Source organism: Streptomyces sp. NPDC048291 (assembly GCF_043201715.1).
Taxonomy (GTDB): Bacteria; Actinomycetota; Actinomycetes; order Streptomycetales; family Streptomycetaceae; genus Streptomyces.
On record NZ_JBICZC010000010.1, the window covers coordinates 104,376 to 130,172 of the forward strand.

15 protein-coding genes and 1 pseudogene are annotated in these 25,797 nt (G+C 73.8%); 11 read left to right on the plus strand and 5 right to left on the minus strand.

Annotated elements, in window-relative coordinates; translation table 11 throughout:
* Positions 1-164: 164 nt before the first annotated feature.
* From ACGF5O_RS26825 to ACGF5O_RS26835, 3 genes are all read left to right on the plus strand, one after another.
* Entirely contained in the window at positions 165-818 is a 654-nt protein-coding gene (locus ACGF5O_RS26825; RefSeq protein WP_393812419.1) for a dienelactone hydrolase family protein, read from the plus strand.
* A gap of 195 nt (positions 819-1,013) precedes the next feature.
* Entirely contained in the window at positions 1,014-1,571 is a 558-nt protein-coding gene (locus ACGF5O_RS26830; protein WP_393812420.1) for a TetR/AcrR family transcriptional regulator, read from the plus strand.
* On the plus strand, positions 1,568-2,233 hold the full coding sequence (locus tag ACGF5O_RS26835) for an epimerase (protein ID WP_393812421.1): 666 nt from the start codon (positions 1,568-1,570) through the stop codon (positions 2,231-2,233). The genes ACGF5O_RS26830 and ACGF5O_RS26835 overlap by 4 nt, the downstream gene beginning before the upstream one ends.
* An 8-nt stretch (positions 2,234-2,241) precedes the next feature.
* On the opposite strand, the gene ACGF5O_RS26840 is transcribed toward ACGF5O_RS26835, so the two are convergent.
* The gene (locus tag ACGF5O_RS26840) at positions 2,242-3,414 is read right to left on the minus strand and encodes an MFS transporter (RefSeq protein WP_393812708.1); all 1,173 of its coding nucleotides are present in this window, start codon (positions 3,412-3,414) and stop codon (positions 2,242-2,244) included.
* A 114-nt stretch (positions 3,415-3,528) separates the two neighbouring features.
* On the opposite strand from ACGF5O_RS26840, the gene ACGF5O_RS26845 reads away from it, so the two are divergent.
* Both ACGF5O_RS26845 and ACGF5O_RS26850 read left to right on the plus strand, forming a co-directional pair.
* Positions 3,529-3,693 (plus strand): hypothetical protein, encoded by a 165-nt coding sequence (locus ACGF5O_RS26845; protein WP_393812422.1) that lies wholly within the window; start codon positions 3,529-3,531, stop codon positions 3,691-3,693.
* Between the two features lie 130 nt (positions 3,694-3,823).
* Complete coding sequence (locus ACGF5O_RS26850; RefSeq protein ID WP_393812423.1) at positions 3,824-5,053, plus strand: alpha/beta hydrolase family protein; 1,230 nt, start codon at positions 3,824-3,826, stop codon at positions 5,051-5,053.
* Between the two features lie 27 nt (positions 5,054-5,080).
* Here ACGF5O_RS26850 and ACGF5O_RS26855 read toward each other — a convergent pair whose 3' ends face one another.
* Positions 5,081-6,601 carry a tryptophan 7-halogenase gene (locus tag ACGF5O_RS26855; protein ID WP_393812424.1) on the minus strand — a complete coding sequence of 507 codons (1,521 nt, stop codon included), beginning with the start codon at positions 6,599-6,601 and terminating at the stop codon, positions 5,081-5,083.
* Positions 6,602-6,634: 33 nt separating this feature from the next.
* A complete protein-coding gene (locus ACGF5O_RS26860; RefSeq protein ID WP_393812425.1) occupies positions 6,635-14,005 on the minus strand; it encodes an SDR family NAD(P)-dependent oxidoreductase in 7,371 nt (2,456 codons plus the stop codon).
* Between the two features lie 296 nt (positions 14,006-14,301).
* Here ACGF5O_RS26860 and ACGF5O_RS26865 point away from each other — a divergent pair, with 296 nt between their 5' ends.
* A complete protein-coding gene (locus tag ACGF5O_RS26865; protein ID WP_362597151.1) occupies positions 14,302-15,453 on the plus strand; it encodes a glutathione-independent formaldehyde dehydrogenase in 1,152 nt (383 codons plus the stop codon).
* 104 nt (positions 15,454-15,557) lie between these two features.
* On the opposite strand, the gene ACGF5O_RS26870 is transcribed toward ACGF5O_RS26865, so the two are convergent.
* Positions 15,558-17,735, minus strand: coding sequence for an MMPL family transporter (locus tag ACGF5O_RS26870; protein WP_393812426.1), 2,178 nt, complete (start codon positions 17,733-17,735; stop codon positions 15,558-15,560).
* Positions 17,736-18,056: 321 nt separating this feature from the next.
* Between ACGF5O_RS26870 and ACGF5O_RS26875 the strand changes: the two genes are divergently transcribed.
* The gene (locus ACGF5O_RS26875) at positions 18,057-19,454 is read left to right on the plus strand and encodes a 2-oxoadipate dioxygenase/decarboxylase family protein (protein ID WP_393812427.1); all 1,398 of its coding nucleotides are present in this window, start codon (positions 18,057-18,059) and stop codon (positions 19,452-19,454) included.
* A 25-nt stretch (positions 19,455-19,479) separates the two neighbouring features.
* Positions 19,480-21,009 (plus strand): aldehyde dehydrogenase family protein, encoded by a 1,530-nt coding sequence (locus ACGF5O_RS26880; RefSeq protein WP_393812428.1) that lies wholly within the window; start codon positions 19,480-19,482, stop codon positions 21,007-21,009.
* A gap of 68 nt (positions 21,010-21,077) precedes the next feature.
* On the opposite strand, the gene ACGF5O_RS26885 is transcribed toward ACGF5O_RS26880, so the two are convergent.
* Entirely contained in the window at positions 21,078-22,214 is a 1,137-nt protein-coding gene (locus ACGF5O_RS26885; protein WP_393812709.1) for a PP2C family protein-serine/threonine phosphatase, read from the minus strand.
* Positions 22,215-22,608: 394 nt separating this feature from the next.
* On the opposite strand from ACGF5O_RS26885, the gene ACGF5O_RS26890 reads away from it, so the two are divergent.
* The 3 genes and pseudogenes from ACGF5O_RS26890 to ACGF5O_RS26900 all read left to right on the plus strand — a co-directional run bounded on the left by ACGF5O_RS26890 (position 22,609) and on the right by ACGF5O_RS26900 (position 25,733).
* Complete coding sequence (locus ACGF5O_RS26890) at positions 22,609-23,277, plus strand: glycoside hydrolase family 11 protein (protein ID WP_393812429.1); 669 nt, start codon at positions 22,609-22,611, stop codon at positions 23,275-23,277.
* Positions 23,277-23,963: pseudogene (locus ACGF5O_RS26895) on the plus strand (polysaccharide deacetylase family protein); the annotation flags it as partial. The gene ACGF5O_RS26890 and the pseudogene ACGF5O_RS26895, both read left to right, overlap by 1 nt.
* Positions 23,964-24,074: 111 nt before the next feature.
* Positions 24,075-25,733, plus strand: a complete 1,659-nt coding sequence (locus ACGF5O_RS26900) for a hypothetical protein (protein WP_393812430.1) — start codon at positions 24,075-24,077, stop codon at positions 25,731-25,733.
* The last annotated feature ends 64 nt before the right edge of the window (positions 25,734-25,797 follow it).

Here is a 25,797-nt window from a genome sequence, read left to right on the forward strand (position 1 = left end):
GCCCATCCTGCCGAAGAAGAGGGCCGGGCCGGAAATCCGGTGCCCCGCAGTCGACCGGCTCGCCTCCGCGCCTGGTCCGCGAGGGTATGGACCGTTTGACGTGCTTATTGTGTTTTGTGTCCCGTTCTTGCGCAGGTGTGTGGGCTCGCAGGTGAGGAGGGGCCGTGAACGCGGTCGTGAAGAGCGTGCGGATACCCGTGGCAGAGGTGTGGCTCGATGCCGACGTGACCGTTCCCGAGGGGGCCGAGGGGGTCGTGCTGTTCGCGCACGGCAGTGGCAGCAGCCGGCACAGCCCCCGCAACCGCTTCGTCGCCGGTGAACTGCAGGCGGCCGGGATCGGCACCGTCCTCGCCGACCTGCTCACCCCCGAGGAGGAGCGGGCCGACGCGGCCACAGGGGCGCTGCGCTTCGACATCGGGCTGCTCGCCGCCCGCCTGACCGGCCTCACCGACTGGCTCCGGGAGTACCGGCCCGCCGCGGGCCTCGGGTGCGGGCTGTTCGGCGCCAGCACGGGTGCGGCCGCCGCGCTCGTCGCCGCCGCCGCGCGCCCGGAGACGGTCCGCGCGGTCGTCGGCCGGGGCGGACGGCCGGATCTGGCCGCGGACGCGCTGGCGTCCGTCCGTGCGCCGACGCTCCTGATCGTCGGCGGACGAGACCGCGAGGTCCTGCGGCTCAACCGGGCGGCGGCGCGGCGGATCCCCGGCGAGACCCGCCTCGAAGTCGTCCCCGGCGCGACCCACCTGTTCGAGGAGCCCGGCACCCTGGAACGCGTCGCCAGCCTGGCCCGCGACTGGTTCACCCGCCGGCTGCCGGTCTGACGCCGCTCAGGGCGTCGAGGGGCGGATCCTGAGGAGGGCAGGCGTGCGGACATGCGTCGATCCGTCTATTGGACAGGTGTATAAAAGAGCTGTCCGGAGTGACCGCGCACCGGCGAGACGCAGGAGGGCAGTGCGCTGAACGAGCGGATCGATCCGCGTGTCACCCGCACGGTCCACGCCTTCGAGGAGGCCGTCGTGGCACTGGCCTCGGCGCGTCCCGTCTCGCAGATCACCGTCGCCGAGCTCGCGGACCGGGCCGGCGTCACCCGGGCGACCTTCTACAACCGCTACAGCACCCCGCTGGACCCGCTCATCCAGGTGCTCCACGACGACCTGGAACGCGGCCACCGCCGGGAGGAGGAGCTGCGGGCCCGGGGCGGGCACTCCGACCGGGAACTGCTCCGCCTCGCCACGGCAGAGGTCGCCGACCACGTCGAACGGTTCCTGGACATCTACCGCAACTCCCTCGCCGACCCCGCGGACAGCGGTGTCTACGAGGCACTCGTACGGCACTTCGGCGACTACACCCTGGCGTTCCTGGCCCGCGGCGAGCAGCCCGGCCGCCCCGGCGCCGACCGCAAGGTCGTCGCCCGGTTCATGGCCCACGGGTTCGCCGGGGCCGTCAAGGCCTGGCTCGACGACCCGTCCGTGACCAAGGACGACCTGGTCGACGCGGCCGTGGCCTGCGCCCCCGCCTGGTGGACGTCCGGCCCCGCGCCGGACGCCGCCTCCCAGCAACGGAGATCCTCGTGAACGTCGTCGTGTTCGGTGCGTCCGGCATGGTCGGACAGGGCGTCCTGCGCGCCTGCCTCCTGGACCCCACGGTCGGCAGCGTCCTGGTGGTGGGCCGCCGCCCGCTCGGCATCACCCACCCGAAGCTGACCGAGGTCCTCCACGACGACTTCACCGACCTGTCCGCCCTCGCCGACCGGCTGACCGGCCTGGACGCCTGCTTCTACTGCCTCGGTGTGTCCTCCGCGGGCATGAGCGAGGCCGAATACACCCGCGTGACCCACGACTTCACGCTCGCCGCGGCCCGCGCGGTGCTCGCCGCGAGTCCCGGCCCGACCTTCGTCTACGTCTCAGGCGAGGGCACCGACAGCACCGAACAGGGCCGCACCATGTGGGCCCGGGTGAAGGGCCGCACGGAGAACGCGCTGCTCGCCCTCCCGGTGAACGCGTACATGTTCCGTCCCGGCTACATCCAGCCCCGGCACGGCGCGGTCTCCCGGACCCGCTCCTACCGCGTCATGTACACCCTCACCTCCTGGCTCTACCCCCTGCTGCACCGCCTCGTCCCCGCCCACAGCACGACCACCGAACACCTGGGCCGCGCCATGCTGGCGGTGACCCGCCCGGGCGTGACCGAGAGCCGGGTGCTGTACAGCAAGGACATCAACCGCCTGGGCGCCTGACGGCCACCTCAAACGCCGCGTCCCGCGGACGACACGGCTCCGCGCGCGGCGACGACCATGACCACCAGCGCCGCGAGGGTGAGAGCGGCGCCGGTGTACAGCGGCGCCGCGTAGCCGAGGCCCGCGGTGATGGCCAGGCCGCCGAGCCAGGCGCCGAGGGCGTTGCCGACGTTGGACGCGGACACGTTGGCGCTCGCGGCCAGCGCCGCGCCCCCGGCCGCGTCGGTCACCCGGGTGATCATGCCGGGTACGGCGGCGAACCCGGTCACCCCCAGCAGGAACACCAGCAGCACGGAAGCGGGGGCGCTGCCGGCCAGCAGACCGAACACGGCCAGGGTGACGGTCAGTCCGAGCAGTGCGAGAACCAGCGCGCGGTCCCGGTCGCGGTCCGCCGCCCGCCCGCCGATCACGTTCCCGACGACCAGGCCGACGCCGTACACCATCAGCAGCCAGGCGACGTCGGCCGAGGAGAACCCGGCGACCTCGGTGAAGGTGTAGGCGAGGTAGCTGAACGCGCCGAACATCCCGCCGTAGCCGAGCGCGGTGGCGGTGAGGGTGAGCCACACCTGCGCGGACCGGAACGCCCGCAGCTGCTCCCGCAGGCCGCCGCCCGCCGCGTCCCCCGGCACCGCACCGGCTCCGGCGGGCACGAGGGCGATGATGCCGGCCAGCGCGAGCACGCCGATCGCGGTGACGGCCCAGAACGCCGCCCGCCATCCCCAGCGTTCGCCGACCAGCGCGCCGAACGGCACACCCAGCACGTTCGCGAGCGTCAGCCCGGCGAACATGACGGCCACCGCGCGGGACTTCCGCTCCGGCGCGACCAGGCTCCGGGCGACGAGGGAGCCGACGCCGAAGAACGAGCCGTGGCAGAGGGCGGCGACGATCCGCCCGAGCAGCAGCACGCCGTACGTGGGCGCGACCGCGGACAGCAGGTTGCCGGCGACGAACAGCACCACCAGGCCGACCAGGACCCGCTTGCGCGGCAGCCGTGCCGTCGCCGCGGTGAGCGCGATCGCGCCGACGGCGACACTCAGCGCGTACCCGGAGACCAGCCGCCCCGCGGTCGCCTCCGACACCGCGAAACCCGACGCCACCTGCGGCAGCAGCCCGGCTATCAGGAACTCGGTCAGCCCGATGCCGAACCCGCCCAGTGCCAGCGCGACAAGCCCGCCCGGCATCCGCCCCCGCACCGGCACGCGCCTCTCCTCGACCACGGATTCACCCATGCACCGACCCTTGCCGCCGACGGATGCGCCGTCCATGGACAAAGACCGGCGCCCCTTGGACACAGCGTGAGCGACGTCGTGTGCCGCACCCGCGACGGCGGCTGCGTCACCGTTCTCGGCAACGGCAACGGCACCCACAGCAGGGTCCGGGTCACCGTCGGCGGTCGGAGCTTCGTCACGACCGTACCGGCGGGCTCCTACGCCACCCACCGCCGGCAGGGCCGGGCGTAGGGCTGACCCCCGGGGTGACGGCAGGCCTGCCGGATGGTGACGGCCCGGTCCGACCGCAAAGCTGAACGGAGCCGCGGAACACGCGCAGTCGGCGTGGTCGGCCCGGTCCGCGCAGCCAAGGAGGCCTGTCTTGCTCACCCGCCGTACCGCTCTGCTGTCGGCCGTCGCCGCCACCGCCCTGTCCGCCGTCTCCGCGCGCACCGCCTCCACCGAGCCGCGCGCGGCAGGCCCGGTGCGGCTGACCCTGCCCGAACCCGGCGGACCGTATCCGGTCGGGACGACTGCCCTGCGCCTCGTCGACACCGCACGCGCCGATCCCTGGATCACCGCACAGCCGTACCGGGAGCTGATGATCAGCATCCGGTACCCGGCCCGGGACACCGGCGGCCACCCCCGGGCACCGCAGATGCTGCCGGGGGAGGCCGCCGGCTTCGCCGCCGTCAACAACCTCACCGGCGTGCCCGCCGACCAGGTCGACTGGGCCGCCACCCGCACCCACGCGCACGCAGACGCCCCCGTCGACCGGGACCGCGGCCCCCACCCGGTCGTCTGCTACTCACCCGGCACCGGCGACCCGCGCTCCCTCGGCACCACCCTCTGCGACGACCTCGCCTCCCGCGGCTACGTCGTGGTGATGCTCGACCACACCTACGACGCCACGGCCGTCCAGTTCCCCGACGGCAGGGTCGAACGCACGGTGCTGCCCGCCGAGTTCGACAAGGCCTACCCGGACAAGAGGCGCATCGCGGCGCTCCTGAAGAAGACGGTCGACGTACGGGTGGCCGACACCCGCTTCCTGCTCGACGAGCTGCCGCGCGCGCTGCCCCGTGACCTGCACGGCGTGCTCGACCTGGACCGCGTCGGCATGTTCGGCCACTCGGCAGGAGGCTTCACCGCACTCCAGACCATGCACGACGACCGGCGCATCGCGGCCGGCGCCAACCTGGACGGCGTCGTCGCGTACGTCCAGAACGACGACGAGTCCGGCCACCTCTCCACCGTCGCCGCCGACGGCCTCGACCGGCCCTTCCTGCTGATCGGCAAGGACGGCAACGACCTGAGCACGGTCCCGTCCTGGAACGCCCTGTGGCGGCACAGCCGGGGCCCGCGCGAGGGCCTGACCCTGTGCGGCGCCGAACACGCCACGTTCACCGACGAGGAGGCGATGATCCCGCAGCTCGCCCGCCGGCTGGGCCTGCCCCGCGAGACGGTCGAGCTGAACATCGGCACCATCGCCCCGGCCCGCGCGATCCCCGCCGAACGACTCTGCCTCGCCTCCTTCTTCGACCGCCGGCTGCGCGGCCGGAAGGCAGCGGACCCGTCGGCCTCCGTGCCCGAGGTGCGTCCCTTCGGCCGGTGATCGGCGCTCCGCCCGGGGCCGCCGGTGTCACCCCGGGAGCCAGGACAGACCGTCCTCGGTGACCCCGAGCCTGCCGGCGCCGGACGGCGACGGGACCGGGCCGTCCAGCGGGGCGCCGTACAGGGCCTGCTCCTGGAGGTCGTTGCCGGTGCGGAAGGTCTCCGCGACGACCCGGGTGGCCAGCAGCGGGTTCGTGCGGTCGCCGGTCCCGGCCAACCGGCCCACCGCGCCTTCCAGTTCGGCCGCCGACCCGCTCCACCGGACACCGAGGCCGCCGGCGCCCGGAATCCCGGTGTCACCCGACGCCACACCCCCGGCCAGCTCGGCGAAGGCGGCGGCCTCGCCGACGTCCACCCGGGTGATCTTCTTCGCCGACCAGAAGTACGAGTCCTCGTCCCGCTCCATGTCGTAGAACGCGACGAGGAACTCGTAGAACACCCCGTACTCCCGGCGGTAACGCGCCTCGAACTCGGCGAAACCGCGTCCCTCCGGCACGGTGCCCTCCAGGGCCGCGTTCACCGCGCGGGCCGCCAGCAGGGCGCCGTAGGTGGCCAGATGGACGCCCGAGGAGAGCACCGGGTCCACGAAGCAGGCGGCGTCGCCGACCAGCGCCATGCCCGGGACCCACAGGGACGTCTTCCAGTACGAGTAGTCCTTGCGCACCCGGACCCGGTCGTACGGCGGCTCCGTCGCGACCGGTACGTCCGTGAGCAGCCGGCCGACCTCGGGGCAGGCCTTGATCATGTCCTGCCACGCGGCACGCGGGTCGTTCTGGACCGCCGCGTAGTGCTCGGGCGAGACGACGGCACCGACACCGGTCAGGTCGTCGCGCAGCGGGATGTACCAGAGCCAGCCGGCGTCGAACGCGGCGCAGAGGATGTTGCCCTCGTTCGGCGCCGGCAGGCGCCGGCCGCCCGCGTAGTAGCCGAACACGGCGAGGTTGCGGAAGAAGTCCGAGTACACCCGTGCCCCGCCCACCCGGCCGTGGATCCGGCTGGTGTTGCCGGACGCGTCGACGACGAACCGGGCGTGCGCGGTGCGCGGGGTGCCGTCGGGGTCGCTGTACTCGACACCGCGCACCCGCTCGCCCACGGTCAGCACCCGGCGCACCGGACTGCGCTCCCGTACCTCGGCGCCGGCCCGTTCGGCGTTGCGCAGCAGGATCTCGTCGAACCGGGAGCGCTCCACCTGGAAGGCGGTCGCGGTGGGCTCCGGCAGCCGTGGTGTCGTCGCGAAGGAGAACTGCCAGGGCTCCGGATCCCGGCCCCAGCGCAGGGTCCCGCCCCGCTTGAGGGTGAACCCGGCCGCCGCGACCTCGTCGGCGACACCGAGGAGGCGGCACAGGCCGTGGACGGTGGCGGGCAGCAGCGACTCGCCGATCTGGTACCGCGGGAAGGCCTCCCGCTCCAGCACGAGTACCCGGTGCCCGCGCCGGGCCACGGCCGTCGCGGCGGTCGCCCCGGCCGGCCCGCCGCCGACGACGATCAGGTCGTACTCCCCGCACGCCCCGTACGCGTTGTCCCGGTGCCGCTCGTCTCGCGAAGTCATCAGGGAACCCCTTTTCCGAACAGGCCGGCGTGGTCACTTGGACGGGTGGTCGGGAACGGCCGCCGCGGTGCCGGCCTCCGTTCCCGGCAGGGCGCCCGCGTCGAGCAGTACCCCGTGGACGTGGTCGGTCAGCTCGGGCAGCGTCGGGTACTCCAGTACGACGGTCGGTGACAGGCGGACCCGGGTGAACGCGCTGAGCCGGTTGCGGACCTGTACGGCGGACAGGGAGTCGAAGCCGAGCTCGCTGAAGGCGCGTTCGACGGGGAGGTCGGCCGGGTCCGTGAAGCCCAGGACGGCCGCGATCTCGACGCGGATCAACTCGGCCAGCAGGGGGAGACGTCCGGGTGCCGCGACGGCGGCGAGCCGCTCCCGCCAGGCACCGGGCGTCCGTGCGGCGCCGTCCGGGGGCGCCGCGTCGACCGCGGCCGGGCCGCGCACCGACAGGTCGGCGAGGACGGCCGGCGCGCCGGGCCCCGCCGCGGCCGGCAGGTCCAGTGGCAGCGGCACCAGCACCGGTTCCGGACGGCGCATCGCGGCGTCCAGGAGGGCGATGCCCTCCCGCTCGCCGACGGGCAGCACCCCGCCCTCCCGCAGCCGGTCCGGCGCCACCCGGCCCGCCATGCCCGGCGCGCCCGCCGTGTCCCACGGCCCCCAGGCCAGCGACTGCGCGGGCAGGCCGCGGGCCACCCGGTACCGGGCCAACGCGTCGAGGAACCCGTTCGCCGCGGCGTAGTTCGACTGCCCCGGCCTGCCGAGCACACCCGCGGCCGAGGAGTAGAGCACGAAGGCGGCCAGACCGAGGTCCTTCGTCGCCTCGTGCAGATGCCAGGCACCGTCCGCCTTCGGCGCGAGCACGGCACCGAGCCGTTCGGGCGTCATGGCGTCCGCCACGCCGTCGTCCACCACCCCGGCCAGATGGAAGACCGCGGTGAGCGGCGGCCGGCAGGACGCGACCAGCGCGTCCACGGACGCCCGGTCGCCCACGTCACACGCCACCACGCCCACGTCGGCGGCCAGTTCCCCCGCCCAGTCCGGGACCTTCCCGGTCCGGCCGGCCAGCACCAGACGCCGGACCCCGCGCTCGGCGACCAGGTAGCGGGCCAGACTCGCCGCGAGCGCGCCGGTGCCGCCCGTGATGAGCACGGTCCCTTCGGGATCCAGTTCGACGGGCTCCCCGGTCGGCGGGCCGGCGAGGGCCAGCCGGGGCGCCACGGCGACCCCGTCGCGCAGGGCCACCTCCGGCTCTCCGGTGCGCAGGGCCGCCACCAGGTCCGCCGACGTCGCCGCGGCGCCGCCCTGCCGGTCGACCAGCACGATCCGGCCGGGATGCTCCGACCCGGCACTGCGGACCAGCCCGGCGACGGCGGCCTCGGCCAGGTCGGGGACGTCTCCGGTGGCGTTCCCGGTGAGCACCACCAGCCGGCCCGGCCGTGCGTCCGCGGTCCAGGCGCGCACCCGCTCCAGCACGACGCCGAGCAGCCCGCGCACCCGCTCGGGCAGGGGCGTGTCCGGGGGCAGCGCGGCGGCCGACCGTGCCACGTCGAGCACCTCGTACTCCGGGCTCGCGGGGTCGATGGGCGGCATGGTGCCGGTCGGTGACGTGGCGCCGACCGGGGGCATGCTGCCGACCGGGGGCATGGTGCTGACCGCGGGTGCGGCGTCGACCGGTGGCACGGTGCCGACCGAGGGCACGGTGCCGATTGGGGGTACCGGACGCCAGACGAGACGGTAGGTCTCGGCCGCGGGGCGCGTCGGCGCCGGGATCGGCCGGGTGACGACGGACTCCACGGCGGCCAGCGGCTGCCCGGTCCCGTCGGTGAGGGTGACGCTGAACTCGTCCGGGCCCAGTCGTCGTACGACCGCGCGCCCCGCGGCGGCACCGGTGGCGTGCACCGTCACCCCGGAGCAGGCGACCGGCGCCCTCGGCTCACCCGGCTCCTCGGCGAGCAGCGCGGCGTGCAGTGCCGCGTCGAACAGGGCCGGGTGCAGGGTGTACGAGCGCGCGGTCACCGCCTCCCCGGGTGGCAGCGTCAGTTCCGCGAAGGTCTCGCCGTCCCGGCGCCACAGCGCGGTCACCGCGCGGAACGCGGGCCCGTAGCCGTGGCCGTGGGCGGCGAGGCGCCGGTAGTCGACGGCGATCGGTTCCGCGTCCACCGGTGGCCAGGCGTCGGACGTGTCCGCGGGCGGTGCCTCGGCCGGGGCGGTCGTGGCGGTGGCGTGCCGGGTCCACGGTCCCGGCGTGTCCGCCGGCCTCGCCCAGACGGTCACCGGCCGTCCGCCCGTCCCGTCCGGTGCCCCGGCCACCACCTGCACCTGCGTCTCCTGCCCCGGCGCGAGGACGAGCGGTGCGTGCAGGGCCAGTTCGGCCAGCCGCACCGGCCCGGCGGAGCCGTCGGCCCGGGCCGCCAGCTCGGCGAAGGCGGTCGCGGGCACCACCACCCGGCCGCCGATCACGTGGTCGGCCAGCCAGGGATGCCGGTCGGCGGACAGCACGGCGGTGTGCCGGATCGCGGGCCCGTCGGCATCGGGCACCGCCTCGCCCAGCAGCGGATGGCCGGACCCGCTCGGCAGCGGGTGGCCGGACGCGGTGGGCAGCGCATGGCCGGACCCGGTCGGCCGCGGGGCGGCGTCCAGCCAGTAGCGCTGCCGCCGGAAGGGATGCGTGGGCAGCGGGCGCCGCCGGGCACCGGACCCGGCGTACACCGACCGCCAGTCCACCTCCGCGCCCCGCACGTGCAACGCGGCCAGTGTCTCCACCGTCGTCCGGGCGTCGGCGCACGTTGCGAACACCGCTCCCGCGTCCGGCCCGACGCACTCCTCGGCCGCCACGCCGAGCGCGGCGGACGGCCCGGCCTCGACGAAGGCCGTGACGCCCTCTCCGGCGAGTACTCCCACCGCGTCGGCGAACCGGACCGTCTCGCGCGCCTGCCGCACCCAGTGTTCCGCGGTGGCGAGCGCGTCCGTCTCCGCGCGTCCGGTGAGCGTGGACACGACCGGCACGGGCGGCCGCCGGTAGGTCACCGACTCGGCGACCGCACGGTACTCGGCCAGCACCGGGTCAAGGAGCGGCGAGTGGAAGGCATGGCTGACCCGCAGCCGGCGCTGCGGCCCTCCCACGGCGGCGGCCACCGCCGTCACCGCGTCCTCGGGCCCGGAGAGCACGACCGACCTAGGCCCGTTGACCGCCGCGACCGCGACGGACCGCCCGGGCACCTGGTCCAGCAGCGGCGTCACCTCGGCCGGCGACGCCCGCACCGCGATCATCGCGCCGCCGGCCGGCAGGGCCGCCATCAGCCGGCCGCGCGCGGCGACCAGCCGTACCGCGTCGGCGCGGGAGAACACCCCGGCGACATGCGCGGCGGCCAGTTCGCCGACCGAGTGCCCGACCAGACGGTCCGGCCGTACGCCGAAGCCGGCGAGGAGCGTGTGCAGGGCCACCGCGTAGGCGAAGAGCGCGGGTTGCGCGTAGTCGGTGCGGTCCAGCAGGTCCGGGTCGTCGACCGCCGCCGGCAGGGGGCGGTCCAGCCATGGGGCGAACTCCTCGCACAGGCGGGTGAACGCCGCGTCGAAGGCCGGGAACGCCGCCCGCAGGTCGCGGCCCATTCCCGGGCGCTGGGCTCCCTGGCCGGGGAAGAGAAGGGCCACCTTCGGGCGGGCGCGCGCGGTGCCCCGCAGCAGCGCCGGACCGTCGCCGCCGGCGGCCAGGTCGCGCACCCCGTCGAGCAGGCCCGCGGCGTCCGGGGCCAGGACGGCCGCCCGGTGGGTCAGCGGCGCCCGGGTCGTGGCCAGCGAGAACGCGACGTCCAGGGCGTCCGTGTCCGCCCGTACGCCGGCCAGTTCCGCCGCCAGCCTCGCCGCATGCGCGCGCATCCCGGCCTCGTCACCGCCGCCGACCAGCCAGGGCATCACCGGCAGCCGGGAGGCCCGCGGCGCGGCCGTCGCCGTACCTCCGGACGCGTCGGCGTCCGGCGGCTCCTCGATGATCACGTGGGCGTTGGTGCCGCCGATTCCGAACGACGAGACCGCCGCCCGGCGCGGACGGTCGCGGCGCGGCCACGGGCGGGCCCGGTCGAGCAGCCGTACCGCACCGCCGGACCAGTCGACGTGCGGCGACGGCCGCTCCGCGTACAGCGAGGCGGGCAGCTCGTCGTGGTGCATCGCCTCGATCATCTTGATCAGGCCCGCCATCCCCGACGCCGCCTGCGTGTGCCCCAGGTTCGACTTCACCGAGCCCAGCCAGAGCGGGTCGGCCGGGTCACGGCGCTGTCCGTAGGTCGCGAGCAGGGCGCCCGCCTCGATCGGGTCGCCGAGCGCGGTGCCGGTGCCGTGCCCCTCGACCGCGTCGACGTCCGTCCCGTCCAGCCCCGCGTCGGCCAGCGCCCGCCGGATCAGGTCCCGCTGGGCCGCGCCGCTGGGGGCGGTCAGGCCGTTCGACGCGCCGTCCGAGTTGACGGCGGAACCGCGCAGCACCGCCAGCACCGGATGGCCGTTGCGGCGGGCGTCCGACAGCCGTTCCAGCAGCACCAGACCGACGCCCTCGGCCCACGCCGTACCGTCCGCGCCCGCGGCGAACGACCGGCAGCGCCCGTCCGGCGACAGCCCGCGCAGCCGGCTGAACACGATGAACGGCTGCGGGGTCGACAGCACCGTCACCCCGCCCGCCAGCGCCAGCGAACACTCCCCGGCCCGCAGCGACCTGGCCGCCAGGTCCAGCGCCACCAGCGAGGACGAACACGCCGTGTCCAGCGTCAGCGCGGGGCCGCGCAGCCCGAGGGTGTACGCGATCCGGCCGGACGCCACGCTCGGCGACGAACCGATGCCGAGCTGGGCCTCCAGCTCGCCGTGCGCCCCTCCGCGGCCGTACCCGTCGGCGTGCATCAGGCCGACGAACACGCCGGTGTCGGTGCCGCGCAGCTCCGGCGCCGGGACACCCGCCCGTTCGAAGGTCTCCCAGGCGACCTCCAGCAGCAGCCGCTGCTGGGGATCGGCGGCCAGCGCCTCGCGGGGCGACATCCCGAAGAACAGCGGGTCGAAGTCCGCGACCCCGTCGAGGAACCCGCCACGGCGGGTGTACGTCGTCCCGGGCCGGTCGGGGTCGGGATGGTGCAGCGACGCGAGGTCCCAGCCCCGGTCACCCGGGAACTCACCGGTGGCGTCCCGCCCTTCGGCCACCAGCCGCCACAAGTCCTCCGGGGAACCCACACCCCCCGGAAAGCGGCACCCGGCCGCCACGATCGCCACAGCCTCGGCCCCCGCCCCGCGCCCCGCCCCGCCACGGGCCGCCGCGCCCCGTGCGGGCTCGGTGGTCGTGTCCGGCCCGGGTCCGGCGGTCGTGTCCCGTACGGGCTCGGTTGTCCGGTCCGGTTCGGGCTCGGCGGTCGTGTCCGGCCCGGGTCCGGCCGTCGCGCCCCGTGCGGTCCCGGTTGTCCGGTCCGGCTCGGGCTCGGCCGCCCCGTCCCGCGCGGTTCCGGCGGTCCCGTCCCGCATGGCTCCGGGCGCCGTCGTCTGCCAGGCGGGCCCTGCGGTCCCCTCCCGTGTGGCCCCGGCCGTCCCGTCCTGTGTGGCCCCGGCCGTCCTGTCCGGCCCGGGCCCGCTCGTCACGTCCGGCGGGGACCCCGCCGCCCCGTGCAGCAGGGTGTCCAGGTGGATGGCGACCGCGGTCGGGCTCGGGTGGTCCCAGACCAGCGTGGCCGGGAGGCGCAGCCCGGTGCGGGTGGTGAGCCGGTGCCACAGGGTCATGGCGTCCAGTGACGTCAGGCCGAGATCGGCGAACGCCGTGCCCGGATCGGCTGCACCGCCCCGGATCGCCGCCGTCTCCCCGCACACCAGGTCGGTCAGGGCGGCCCGCCGCTCACCGGGCGTCCGCCCCGCCAGTTCGGCCAGCCCCGGATCGGCCGGGCGGTCGGTGAGGGCCCCGCGCAGCAGGGCCCGGCGCGGCTTGCCGCCGGAGGTGCGCGGTACCGCCGGGATCAGCAGCACCTCCTCGGGCACCTTGTGCGCGGAGAGCACCGCCGCGCAGCCGCGCAGCAACGGCACCGGATCGAGGTCCGGGCGGTCCGGGACCACGAACGCCACCGGTACCTCGCCGAGCAGCGGATGGGCCCGCCCGACCACGGCCGCGTCCCGCACCCCCGGCAGGCCGCACAGCACCCGCTCCACCTCGGCCGGGTCGACGTTCTCGCCGCCGCGCACGATGCGGTCGCCGGCCCGGCCGGTGACGGTCAGGAACCCGTGCTCGTCGAGCCGGCCCAGGTCACCCGTGCGGTACCAGCCGTCGCGCAGCGCGGTGGCGGTCTCCTCGGGCCGGGCGTGGTAGCCGAGCATGACACCGGGGCCGCGGACCCAGATCTCGCCGTCCGGTCCGGCGCCCTCCACCGGGGCGATCCGGACCTCCATGCCGGGCAGCGGCGCCCCGCTGCTGCCGCGCGCCCGGGGCCCGGCGGGCGACTCCACGGCGATCTTGCCGCAGGTCTCGGTGCTGCCGTAGCCGTCCAGCAGCGGGGCACCGAACCGTGCCTCGGCCTCCTCGCGCAGCGCCGGGTCGCTGGGCGCGCCGGCGGTGACGCACAGCCGCAGCGAGGGCACCGCGCCCAGTCCGGCGTCCAGCAGCTGCCGGTAGGTGACCGGTACCCCGGCGAGGACGGTCGGCGCGTACTCCTCGGCCAGCCGGACCAGGGCCGCCGGCTCCCGGGCCGCGGTGATCCGGGCGCTCGCCCCGGCCATGGTGGTGCCGAGGACGCAGAGCGAGTGGGCGTACGCGTGCGTGAGGGGCAGCGGCCACAGGACGCGGTCCGCCGCCGACAGCCCGAGCCGGGGCAGATAGCAGGCGGCCGAGGACCACAGCGCCGACCGCTGGCTGGAGACCGCGGCCCTGGCGGTGCCGGAGGTCCCGGAGGTGTAGAGCAGCCAGGCCGGCTCGTCCAGGCCGAGGTCGTCGGGGGGAGCGGACGACGGCCGCGCGGCCAGCGCCTCCCAGGCGGCCGCGCCGACGGGCACCGGCCCCTCGCCGGTGACCAGCAGCCGGACGGGCTGCCCTGCCGTCAGCCGCGTGATCCGTGGCAGGTTGCGCCGGTCGGTGACCAGCACGGCCGGACCGCAGTCGGTCAGCAGCCCGGCGAGCTCGGCGTCCGTGGCGCGGGCACTCAGCGGCACCCCGACCGCACCGGCCCGGACCGTGGCGAGCAGCCCCTCGACCAGCTCCACGCCGTCGCCCAGGCAGAAGGCCACCCGGGCCGCGCGCCCCACCCCCAGCCCGGCCGCCAACCGGCCGGTCCTGCGCTCCAGCTCGGCCCAGCCCACCGTCCGCCGGTCGTCGGCGAAGGCGACCTTCCCGCCATGCCGCACGGAGTTCTCGACGAGCAACTCCGCAACGGGCCGCACGGCCACCGCGCGCTCCACTCCCACCAGGCCCCCCCTTGGTGCAACGACCTTGCCGGCCACCCCTGTTGGCGACCCTACGGACGACCGCACCGCGGACGTACGCGGCTCGCTGGGCCGGGCGTTCTCCCAGTAGGAGGGCCCCGCGGGGGCCGGGGTTGCAACGCCTGCGCGACCGGCGTTTTCTGGATGTATCCGATGGTGAAACAAGAGCGCCCAGGGTTGCGGCACGGACCGGGGGCTCTGTCCCGGCTGTCTGCCACGGCCAGGCCTCGGTCCGCGTGGTCCGCCGTAGCCCGGTGTTCGACGCGGAGGTGAGCCTGGTGAAAGCCGTCGTCTACGAGAAGCCCTTCTCTGTCACGATCAGGGATGTCGACGATCCGCGGATCCAGCACCCGAACGACGTTCTGGTACGGGTCACGTCGACCGCCATCTGCGGATCCGACCTGCACATGTACGAGGGGCGTACGGCTGCCGAGGCGGGGATCGTCTTCGGGCACGAGAACCTCGGCATCGTCGAGGAGACCGGCTCCGGCGTGACCTCGCTGTCCGAGGGCGACCGGGTGGTCATGCCCTTCAACGTCGCCTGCGGTTTCTGCAAGAACTGCCTGGCCGGCAAGACCGGCTTCTGCCTCACGGTCAATCCGGGCTTCGCCGGCGGAGCCTACGGCTATGTGGCCATGGGTCCCTACAAGGGCGGCCAGGCGGAGCTGCTGCGCGTGCCGTTCGCCGACTTCAACTGCCTGAAGCTGCCGCCGGGCAACGAGTTCGAGACCGACTTCGTGCTGCTCGCCGACATCTTCCCGACCGGCTACCACGGCTGTGAGCTGGCCCGGGTGTCCCCGGGCGAGAGCGTCGCCGTCTTCGGAGCCGGCCCGGTCGGGCTGATGGCCGCGTACTCCGCGCTGCTGCGGGGTGCGGCCAAGGTGTTCTCGGTCGACCGCGTGCCCGAGCGGCTCGCCAAGGCCGAGCAGATCGGGGCGATACCGATCGACTTCACCCAGGGCGACCCGGCCGAACAGATCAAGGCACAGACCCGGGGCGAGGGCACGGACAAGGGCGTCGACGCCGTCGGCTACCAGGCCCAGTCGCACGACGCGAGCCACGAGGAGCCCGCCGTCGTCCTGAACACCCTCGTCGAGACGGTACGGCCGACCGGCATGCTCGGCGTACCGGGGCTGTACGTGCCCTCCGACCCGGGCGGACCCGACGAGCACGCCAAGCACGGCCAGCTGCTGGTGTCCATCGGCCGGATGTTCGAGAAGGGGCAGCAGATGGGCACCGGGCAGTGCAACGTCAAGCAGTACAACCGCCAGTTGCGCGACCTGATCATCGCGGGGCGGGCCAAGCCCAGCTTCGTGGTCTCCCACGAACTGCCGCTCGAGGACGCACCCGGCGCCTACGAGAAGTTCGACCAGCGGATCGAGGGCTACACCAAGGTCGTCCTGCACCCTGGGCACGCTCTCGCGGCGTAGCACCGACCTGGCGGGAGAGGGGCCCGAGGCCAGCCCTGCGGCTTCCCCCGGACCCCTCCCGCCCCTTCCCGTTCCCGTACCCGACCGCGACCGGGCTCGCTTCGTCAGCCGCGGCGCCCCGCCGGCGTGTTCCGGTCCTCCCCGGCCGCCGGCGTGTCGCCGTCGGGTTCCGGGCCCGTGACCGCCGCCGGCTCCGCCCGGTCGGCGTGGCCCGGCCACCAGGCCGCGTGGCCGATCAGCGCCGTGAGGCTCGGGGTGAAGAACATCGCCATGACGAAGGCGGCCACCGCGATACCGAAGGAGACCGCGAAACCCATCTCCGTGAGCAGCGCGTTGCCCGCCAGCATCATCGTGGCGAAGGTCGCCGCCAGGATGAAGCCCGCCGCGGCCACGGTCGGCCCGGCGTGCCGCAGCGCCATGCCGGCCGCCTCGCGCGGGTCCCGGCCCTCGCGGGCCTCCTCGCGGAGCCGGGCGATCATGAGGATGTTGTAGTCCGTGCCGATGGCGACCACGAACAGATACATGATCACCGGGAGCATGAACATCAGACCCGGCTTGTTCTGCGCGTCCTGGAAGATCCAGACCGTGGCACCGAGCGTCGAGCCGAAGCCGAGCCCGACCGAGGCGATCAGGTACCAGGGAGCGACCACGCTGCGCAGCAGCAGCCCCAGGATCACCATGATCAGCAGAGCGGCGACGGGGAACACCGTCCGGTAGTCGTGGTTGACCGCCGAGTCGATGTCCTTGTAGATCGACGACATGCCGCCGACCAGCGCCTCGGTCCCCCCGGGGGCATCGGCGTGCGCGACGTCCCGCACCCGGCCGACGGCGTCTATCGCCTTGTCCGTGGACGCCTCGTACTTGAGGGTGACGGTGAAGTCCGCCGTGGTACCGGCCTTGTTCACCTGGGCCATCCGGGCGCTCGCCACGCCGTCCACGGCCCCCAGCTTCGACGCGTACGCGTCGAAGGAGGACGTGTCCAGCGGCTTGCCGTCGGTGCTGGAGAGGTAGACGTCGGTGGGCGCGGCGGCACCGGCCGAGTACGCCTTCTGCATCTGGTCCTGGACGACCATGGACTCCTTGGTCTTGGGCATCGAGCCCGAGGCCAGGTCGAACGTGGCGTGGTAGCCCAGGGTGCCCAGCGACAGCACGACCAGGACCAGTCCCGAGGCCGCCGCGGTCAGCCCCGGACGGCGCCGCACACCCCGGCCCAGGGCAGCGAACCGGGCGTTCGTCGGCTCCTGCTGCCAGGACTTGGACGGCCAGAACACCTTCGGGCCGATCAGCGAGACCACGGCCGGGATCAGCGTCAGCCCCGCGATCAGGGTGACCGAGACCGCGATGGCCAGGGCCGGGCCCATCTGCTTCAGGAAGCCCAGCGTGGAGAGCACCAGCGCGAGGAAGGCGATGATGACGGCGCCGGCCGCGGAGGCGATCGCCTCGCCGACCCGGCCGACCGCGTTGACCATGGCCTCCTTGGGTTCGTCGCCGCCGCGCAGCCGTTCGCGGTAGCGGAACATCAGGAACAGGAAGTAGTCCGTGCCCACGCCGAACAGCACGACGATCAGGATCGACGACACGGAACTGTTGGCCTGCAGGTCGAACAGCTTGGTGGCGTACGCGATCAGCCCGTTGGCGATGGCCGACACCACGCCGATCACCACCAGGGGCAGGAACGCCAGGATCGGCGCCCGGAAGATGATCAGCAGCGTGACCAGGATGATCACGAAGGTGCCGATGCCGATCAGCGCCTCACCGCGCTTGGACGAGTCCTGCTGGTCGAGGGCCTGCGCGGCCGAACCGCCCAGCTTGACCTCCAGACCGGTGCCCTTGGCCAGTTGCTTGACGTCGTCGCGCAACACCTTGGCCGCGTCGGCCTGTACGGGCTGACCGGCCTTCTTGCTGTCCATCTGCACCAGGATCAGGTCGTACCTGCCGTCCTTCGACGGCTGGCCGGGGACGACCTTCTGCACCTGGTCGATGTGCTTGCCGCCCAGTTCGGTGGCGAACCGGGCGACGTCCTTCTTGTCCGCGGCGGTGAGCTTGCCGCCGTCGGTGCGCTGGTACAGCGCGATCGCGGACGGGGTGAAGGCGCTGGGGAACGCCTTCGCCTGGAGATCGGCGGCCTTGATGGACTCGTAACTCTTGGGCAGGAAGCTGCTCTCGTCGCTGTTCGAGGGCAGGCTCGGGGCGGTGGCGACGATCGCCACCGCCGCGATCAGCCATGCCACGATCGTCCAGACTGGATGTCGGACGACGGCACTGCCAATTCGTCGGAACATGCGGAAGGTCCTCCTGGGTAGGAAGATCACCGCAGCCCGGGGAGCGGACCCTGGCATCGGCGACCCCGACCGGCCCGCATCCGACGAGCCGGTCGACTGGTTGTCTTGACGCCATATGTTAGGGATCAGCTGTGAAGATCGGTCCAGTGGGTTTTCCGCGGCGCCCGTAACTGCGCCTTTCCGGACGTCTCTTCCCGAGGTGTCCTCCGGGCGTTTTGCGGACGTTCGCAGGCGGCCCCGTCGTCTGTACGGCGGCGGCCCGGTCGGCGACCATCGAAGACGTGATCGCCGCACCGCCGCCCGTCACCGAAAGGCCGAACCATGCCGACGACCGGTCAATGGCAGCTGCGGGCCGCGTTCGCGGCGCGGCTGTCGGAGATGTACGGGCGGGAGGTGCCCGCCTACACGACGCTGGTGGACGTCTCCCGCGAGGTCAACGAGGACGTGCTGCGCGCCCGCGGCGCCGACGCCGAACGCCTCGGCTCCATCGGCCGGGTCACCGCCGAGCGGCACGGCGCCATCCGCGTCGGCACACCGCGTGAACTGCGCCAGGTCGCCCGTGTCTTCGGCGCCCTCGGCATGCACCCGGTCGGCTTCTACGACCTGCGGGAGGCCGCGGCCAGCGCCGTCCCCGTCGTCTCCACCGCCTTCCGCCCGGTCGACGGCGAGGAACTCGCCCGCAACCCCTTCCGCGTCTTCACCTCCCTGCTCACCCCGGCCGACCCCCGGTTCTTCGACGCGGACCTGCGCGCCCGCCTGGAGACCTTCCTCGCCGCCCGCGAACTCTTCCCGCCGGAGCTGCTCACGCTGGCCGACCGCGCCGCGGCCGACCGCGGACTGCCGGCGCAGGACGCCGAACGCTTCCTGCAACTGGCCGTGCACGCCTTCGAGTTGTCGGCCGAACCGGTGGACCGCGCCTGGTACCGGACCCTGGAGAAGGTGTCCGCCGTCGCGGCCGACATCGGAGGCGTGCGCAGCACCCACATCAACCACCTCACCCCGCGCGTCCTGGACATCGACGAGCTGTACCGCCGTATGACCGACCGCGGCATCGAGATGATCGACACCATCCAGGGCCCGCCGGCCTGGCCGGGCCCCGACGTCCTGCTGCGCCAGACCTCCTTCCGCGCCCTGGCCGAACCCCGCGCGATGCGCACCGAGGACGGCAGCGTGGTCAGCGGCGCCCTGCGGGTCCGCTTCGGCGAGGTCGAGGCCCGCGGCATCGCCCTCACCCGGACGGGACGCGCCCGGTACGACGAACTCCTCGGCCGCGTCGACGAACAGGCGGCCCGGCACCCCGAGGCGGCCCGCGGCGACCTCGCACGCGCCGTGTGGGAGCGGCACCTGCCCGGCAGCGAGGAGGAACTCGCGGCCCAGGGGCTGGCGTACTTCACCTACCGCGTCGCCGACGACCGGCCGCTCGACGGCCGCACCCCGCCCACCGGCATCGCCGAACTGGTGCGGCAGGGCTGGGTGCGCGCCGAACCCGTCGTCTACGAGGACTTCCTGCCCCGCTCGGCCGCCGGCATCTTCCAGTCCAACCTCGGCGCCGAGGGCACCCGCGACAACAGCCGGGAGGGCACCGCCTACGACGCCGACTGGCTCTCCGGAGCCGTCGGACGCGAGGTCCTGGACCCCTTCGCCCTCTACGAGCAGCAGCAGAACCGCTCCCTCGCCCGGGCCGCCCGGACCCTCGGCCTGACCGACCCCATCCGCTGACCCCTCACCCCCTCGGAGGACCAGGATGACCAGCACCGCGCTGCCCACCACGGACGAGTTGCGCGCCCGCGCCCGGGCCTGCCTGCGGAACATCGGTGCGGAGGCCGCCGAGGGCGACGACTTCCCGGCCCGCACCCCCGTCACCGGCGAGCACCTCCTCGGCCTGCGGGCCGCCACCGCCGCCGACGTCGACGAAGCCCTCTCGGCCGCCCGTGCCGCCTTCCTGACCTGGCGCACCACCCCGGCCCCGCGCCGCGGTGACCTGGTCCGCCGCCTCGGTGAACTGCTGCGCGAGCACAAGGGCGACCTGGCCGACCTCGTCACCGTCGAGGCCGGCAAGATCCGCTCCGAGGCGCTCGGCGAGGTCCAGGAGATGATCGACATCTGCGACTTCGCGGTCGGCCTGTCCCGCCAGCTGTACGGCCGTACCATCGCCTCCGAACGCCCCGGCCACCGCCTGGCCGAGACCTGGCACCCGCTCGGCGTGGTCGGTGTCGTCTCGGCCTTCAACTTCCCCGTGGCCGTCTGGTCCTGGAACACCGCCGTCGCCCTGGTCTGCGGCGACACCGTGGTCTGGAAGCCCTCGGAACTCACCCCGCTGACCGCCCTGGCCTGCCACCACCTCCTGGCCCGCGCCGTCGAGGAGACCGGCGCCCCGCGCGACGTCCACCGCCTGCTGCTCGGCGACCGCACGGTCGGCGAGCGGCTCGTCGACGACCCGCGGGTGGCCCTCGTCAGCGCCACCGGCTCCACCCGGATGGGCCGCGAGGTCGGCCCGCGCGTCGCCGCCCGCTTCGGCCGCAGCCTGCTGGAACTCGGCGGCAACAACGCCGCGATCGTCGCCCCCTCCGCCGACCTCGACCTCGCCGTCCAGAGCATCGTCTTCGCCGCGGCGGGCACGGCCGGCCAGCGCTGCACCACCCTGCGCAGGCTCATCGTCCACCGCTCCGTCGCCGACACCCTCGCCGAGCGCCTGACCGCCGTCTACGCCAGGCTCCCCGTCGGCAACCCGTTCGACGCCGCGACCCTGGTCGGCCCGCTCATCACCACCGGGGCCCTCGACCGCATGCGGCACGCCCTCAGCCGTGTCCAGGCCGAGGGCGGCAAGGTGCTGGCCGGCGGCAACCGGCGGCTGGCCGAGGCGGCACCCGCGGCGGCCTATACCGAGCCGGTCCTGGTCCGCGTCGACGAACAGACCGACGTCGTACGGGAGGAGACCTTCGCACCCATCCTGTACGTCCTCGCCTACGACACCCTCGACGAGGCGATCGCCCTCCACAACGACGTCCCGCAGGGCCTGTCCTCCAGCATCTTCACCCGCGACCAGCAGGAGGCCGAGCTCTTCCTCTCCGCCGCCGGCTCCGACTGCGGCATCGCCAACGTCAACATCGGCACCTCCGGGGCCGAGATCGGCGGCGCCTTCGGCGGCGAGAAGGACACCGGCGGCGGCCGGGAGTCCGGCTCCGACGCCTGGAAGGCGTACATGCGCTCCGCCACCAACACGGTCAACTACTCCGGCGCACTCACCCTGGCCCAGGGCGTCAGCTTCCTCTGACCCCGGAGCCGCGCCGTGCCGGCCGTCACTTCCCGGGGAGCTGCCGCGCGGTACCCTCACCACGCCCCTCAGGGCAGCGGTTCGCCGGATGCCTCGGCGTCCGGATCGCCGTGACCGTCCCCGGTCGGCCCGGCCGCTGCCTCGGGCAGCAGGAAGGCGGTGAGCGCGGCCGTGTCGTCCTGCAACTGGTCGTGGCTGTAGGCCAGCAGGTCCTGGTGGAGCCGTTCCAGCAGCTCCGGAGGCGGCATCGGACCCCACGAACGCAGCCGCTGGAGCAGCGGGTAGAAGTCGCCGGCGGGATCCCGGGTCTCCGTGACCCCGTCCGTGTACAGGAGCAGCTGGTCGCCGGGGCCGAAGGAGTAGGTCTCGGTGCGGTAGGGATCCCCGACGAGCATGCCGAGGTTCAGCGGTGGACCCGGCCGTCCCCGGTCCAGTTCGCTCACCTCGCCGGGGCGGATGAGCAGCGGGGGCGGATGGCCGCAGTTGAGGATGCGGACGATCCGCTCGCCCTCGGGGATCTCGGCGAAGGCGGCGGTCACGAACCGCTCGCCCAGCTCGGTCCCGCCCAGCCAGTCGGCCCGGCGGCTCATGCTGGTGTCCACCCGCTCCACCAGCGCACGCAGGTCGGGTTCGTCGTGGGCGGCCTCACGGAACGCGCCGAGCATCGCCGCCGCGGTCTCCACCGCGAGCAGCCCCTTGCCCCGCACGTCCCCGATGAGCAGCCGTACCCCGTACGCGGTGGGGACCGCCTCGAAGAGGTCGCCGCCGATGCGTGCCTCCGCGGCGGCCGACAGGTAGAAGCTTTCGAGGAGCAGGTTCCCGATCCGGTGCGGGACCGGTCTGAGCAGGACGCGTTGCGCGATCTCGGCCACGAACCGGACATCGGCCAGGGTGCGTTCACGGCGGATCCGGTGCGCCGCCAGAATCGTGCCGAGCGCGCCCACCAGGGCCGTGCACGCGTAGGCGGCCACGTAGTGCCGTTCCCAGACGTAGCCGACGGAGCGCCCCGCGCAGCACGGGGTTCCGGCCAGTAAAAGTTCGAGGCCGATGGCGAAGGCGGTGGCGACGGCGACGACGACGGGCGGGTGCGCGAAGGCGGTCACCAGGGGCAGGGCGATCAGTACGAAGCTCACCGGCCACTGCACCGGGGTCACCGGTTCGATCAGCAGTACGGCGGCCACGTACAGGACCGGCAGCCAGCGCATCCACGCGGGGGGCGCGGGCAGTGGAGGGTTGGGACCGTCGTACCTCACCCGGGACTCCTGGCATACGAATCTAGACAAGACACCCAGCCTCCCGGGCCGCCGCCCGCAATGCCGGTGATTGCTCCACTCAGCGGCATGTTACGAACCCCGCGGCAGCATTCGGGCCACCCATCGAAACATTCGAGGATTCGATCGTCCTTCAATTGATCTCTGGTGTGCCTCACTTCGATGCCGGCGATCTTCGATGTGTTCCATGCGCGCTCTAACAGCAAAGACGGTCGACCTGGTGAACCGAAGGTTTCGAAATAACTACCGAAACTGTTGACAGGTGACATGCGCAGACCAACACTCCCGACCAGGCCACACCCGCACAGGCCACACGAGGAGGCATCCCATGAACCCGCTCGACCACGCCCTGAGCCGCAGGAGTGCCGGCGCCCTGCTGCTGGGCGCCGCCGCCGGACTGGCCCTGCCCGGCACCGCCCACGCCGCCACGGTCGTCACCACGAACCAGACCGGCACCAACAACGGCTACTACTACTCGTTCTGGACCGACGCGCAGGGCACGGTCTCCATGACCCTCGGCTCCGGCGGCAACTACGCCACCAGCTGGAGCAACACCGGCAACTTCGTCTGCGGCAAGGGCTGGAGCACCGGCGCCCGCCGCAATGTCACCTACTCCGGCAGCTTCAGCCCCTCCGGCAACGGCTACCTGTCCCTCTACGGCTGGACCTCCAACCCGCTCGTCGAGTACTACATCGTCGACAACTGGGGCACCTACCGGCCCACCGGAACCTACAAGGGCAGCGTCACCAGCGACGGCGGCACCTACGACATCTACCTGACGACGCGGTACAACGCCCCGTCCGTCGAGGGCACCAAGACCTTCAACCAGTACTGGAGCGTCCGCCAGTCCAAGCGGACCGGCGGGACCATCACCACCGGCAACCACTTCGACGCCTGGGCCCGGGCCGGCATGTCCCTCGGCAGCTTCAGCTACTACCAGCTCCTCGCGACCGAGGGCTACCAGAGCAGCGGCAGCTCGAACATCACGGTGGCGTGATGAGCGCCGCAGTGGAACGCCCCTTACGACCCCTGGTCGCGACCGCCGCCGCCGTCGCGCTGGCCGCCGCGGGCACCCTCGCCGCCGGCGCCGTCCCGGCCCACTCCGCCACCTGCGCCGGCTACGTCGGCCTCACCTTCGACGACGGGCCGTCCACCGCCCACACACCGGGCCTGCTCAGCGCCCTGAAGGCGAACGGACTGCGGGCCACCATGTTCAACGAGGGCCAGTACGCGGCGGCCTACCCCGCCCAGGTCAAGGCGCAGGTCGGCGCGGGCATGTGGGTCGGCAACCACAGCTACACCCACCCGCACCTCACCCAGGAGACCCAGGCGCAGATCGACTCGGAGATCTCCCGCACCCAGTCGGCCGTCGCGGCGGCCGGCGGCGGGACACCGGTCCTGTTCCGGCCCCCCTACGGCGAGACCAACGCCACCGTGCGGGCGGTCGAGGCCAAGTACGGGCTCACCGAGATCATCTGGGACGTCGACTCCCAGGACTGGAACGGCGCGAGCACCGACGCGATCGTGCAGGCCGTCTCCCGGCTCACCGGCGGCCAGATCATCCTCATGCACGAGTGGCCGGCCAACACCCTGGCCGCGATCCCGCGCATCGCACAGACCCTCGCGGTCAAGGGACTCTGCTCCGGGCGGATCTCCCCGCAGACCGGCCGCGCGGTCGCACCCTGAGACGGCGGTGGCACGAGTGGCGCGGCGGCTCGTCAACCGCCGCGCCATCCTCACGACTTCGGATGAACGGGCATCGCCCGCCCGCACCGCGTCGATAGGTTCGCGACCGTGGACTACTACGACCTGGGCAGTCACGGCCGGCGCGTGACGACTTCGTCCGCCGCAGCGCAGACCTGGTTCGACCGGGGGCTGAACTGGACCTACGCCTTCAACCACGAGGAGGCCGTCCGCTGTTTCGAGGCGGCCGGCGCGGCAGACCCGGACTGTGCCATGGCCGACTGGGGCCTCGCCTACGCCCTCGGCCCCAACTACAACAAACCCTGGGAGTTCTTCGACCCGGACGACCTGGCGCACACGGTGCGGCGGACCCATGCCGCCGTGGAACGCGCCCACGCCAAGGCCGCGCACGCGACCCCCGTCGAACGCGCCCTGATCGAGGCGCTGCGCGCCCGCTACCCGCAGTCCGCGGCCCCGGACGCGGCGGCCTGCTCGGTGTGGAACACCGGCTACGCCGACAGCCTGCGCACCGCCTACGCACTGGCGCCCGACGACCTCGACGTCGCGGCCCTCTACGCGGACGCCCTGATGAACCTCACCCCCTGGCAGCTCTGGGACATCCGTACCGGCCGGCCGGCCGACGGGGCCCGCACGCAGGAGGCGAAGGCCGTGCTGGAGCGGGCCCTCGCGACCGAGGCCGGCACCCGGCACCCCGGGCTGCTGCACCTCTACATCCACCTCATGGAGATGTCGCCCACGCCCGAGACCGCCCTCCCGGTCGCCGACCGGCTGCGCGACCTCGTGCCCGACGCCGGACACCTCCAGCACATGCCCTCGCACCTGGAGGTCCTCTGCGGCGACTACCGGCGCGTCGTCGCCGACAACGCCGCGGCCGTCGCCGCCGACGAGAAGTACCTCGCCCGCGCCGGCGCGATGAACTTCTACACCCTCTACCGCTGCCACAACCTGCACTTCGGGATCTACGGCGCGATGTTCCAGGGCCGCCTCCAGGACGCCCTCGCCACGGCCGAACGGCTCGAAGCCGCCGTACCGGAGGAACTGCTGCGGGTGCAGAGCCCGCCGATGGCCGACTGGCTGGAGGGGTTCCTGGCGATGCGGGTGCACGTCCTGGTCCGCTTCGGCCGCTGGGACGACATCCTGCGCCTGCCGCTGCCCGCCGACCCCGGGCTGTACTGCGTGAGCACCGCGATGCTGCACTACGCGCGCGGTGTCGCCCACGCGGCCACCTGCCGGATCGCCGAGGCCGAGACCGACCGGGCCCGCTTCCGCGACGCGGTCGCCGCCGTCCCGGAGACCCGCATGCTGTTCAACAACACCTGCGCCGACATCCTGACGATCGCCTCCGCCATGCTCGACGGCGAACTCGCCTACCGCAAGGGCGACTTCGACACGGCCTTCACCGAGCTGCGCCGGTCCGTCGACCTGGACGACAAGCTCCCGTACGACGAGCCCTGGGGCTGGATGCAGCCCACCCGGCACGCCTACGGCGCCCTGCTCCTCGAACGCGGCCGGATCGCCGAGGCCGAGGCGGTCTACCGGGCCGACCTCGGGCTGGACGACACCCTGCCCCGGCCGTTGCAGCATCCGGGGAACGTCTGGGCGCTGCACGGCTTCCACGAGTGCCTGCGGCGGCTGGGGCGGGACGGCGAGGCGCGGATCGTGGCCCAGCAGCTGAAGCTGGCGGTCGCTTGCGCGGATGTGCCGATCAGGGCGTCGTGCTTCTGTCGGGCGGAGTGCTGCGGGGGGTAGCGGGCGCCGCGGTCTGCCGTCGTTCGTCCGCGGCGCCGTCGTGGCTGGTCGCGCAGTTCCTCCC

What these genes read in the sequence shown, in the direction of transcription:
- ACGF5O_RS26855 (WP_393812424.1), bottom strand. Translation starts at nt 6,601, where the DNA reads ATGACTTCGCGAGACGAGCGGCACCGGGACAACGCGTACGGGGCGTGC.
- ACGF5O_RS26890 (WP_393812429.1), top strand. Translation starts at nt 22,609, where the DNA reads ATGAACCCGCTCGACCACGCCCTGAGCCGCAGGAGTGCCGGCGCCCTG.
- ACGF5O_RS26870 (WP_393812426.1), bottom strand. Translation starts at nt 17,735, where the DNA reads ATGTTCCGACGAATTGGCAGTGCCGTCGTCCGACATCCAGTCTGGACG.
- ACGF5O_RS26840 (WP_393812708.1), bottom strand. Translation starts at nt 3,414, where the DNA reads ATGCCGGGCGGGCTTGTCGCGCTGGCACTGGGCGGGTTCGGCATCGGG.
- ACGF5O_RS26880 (WP_393812428.1), top strand. Translation starts at nt 19,480, where the DNA reads ATGACCAGCACCGCGCTGCCCACCACGGACGAGTTGCGCGCCCGCGCC.
- ACGF5O_RS26885 (WP_393812709.1), bottom strand. Translation starts at nt 22,214, where the DNA reads ATGCGCTGGCTGCCGGTCCTGTACGTGGCCGCCGTACTGCTGATCGAA.
- ACGF5O_RS26875 (WP_393812427.1), top strand. Translation starts at nt 18,057, where the DNA reads ATGCCGACGACCGGTCAATGGCAGCTGCGGGCCGCGTTCGCGGCGCGG.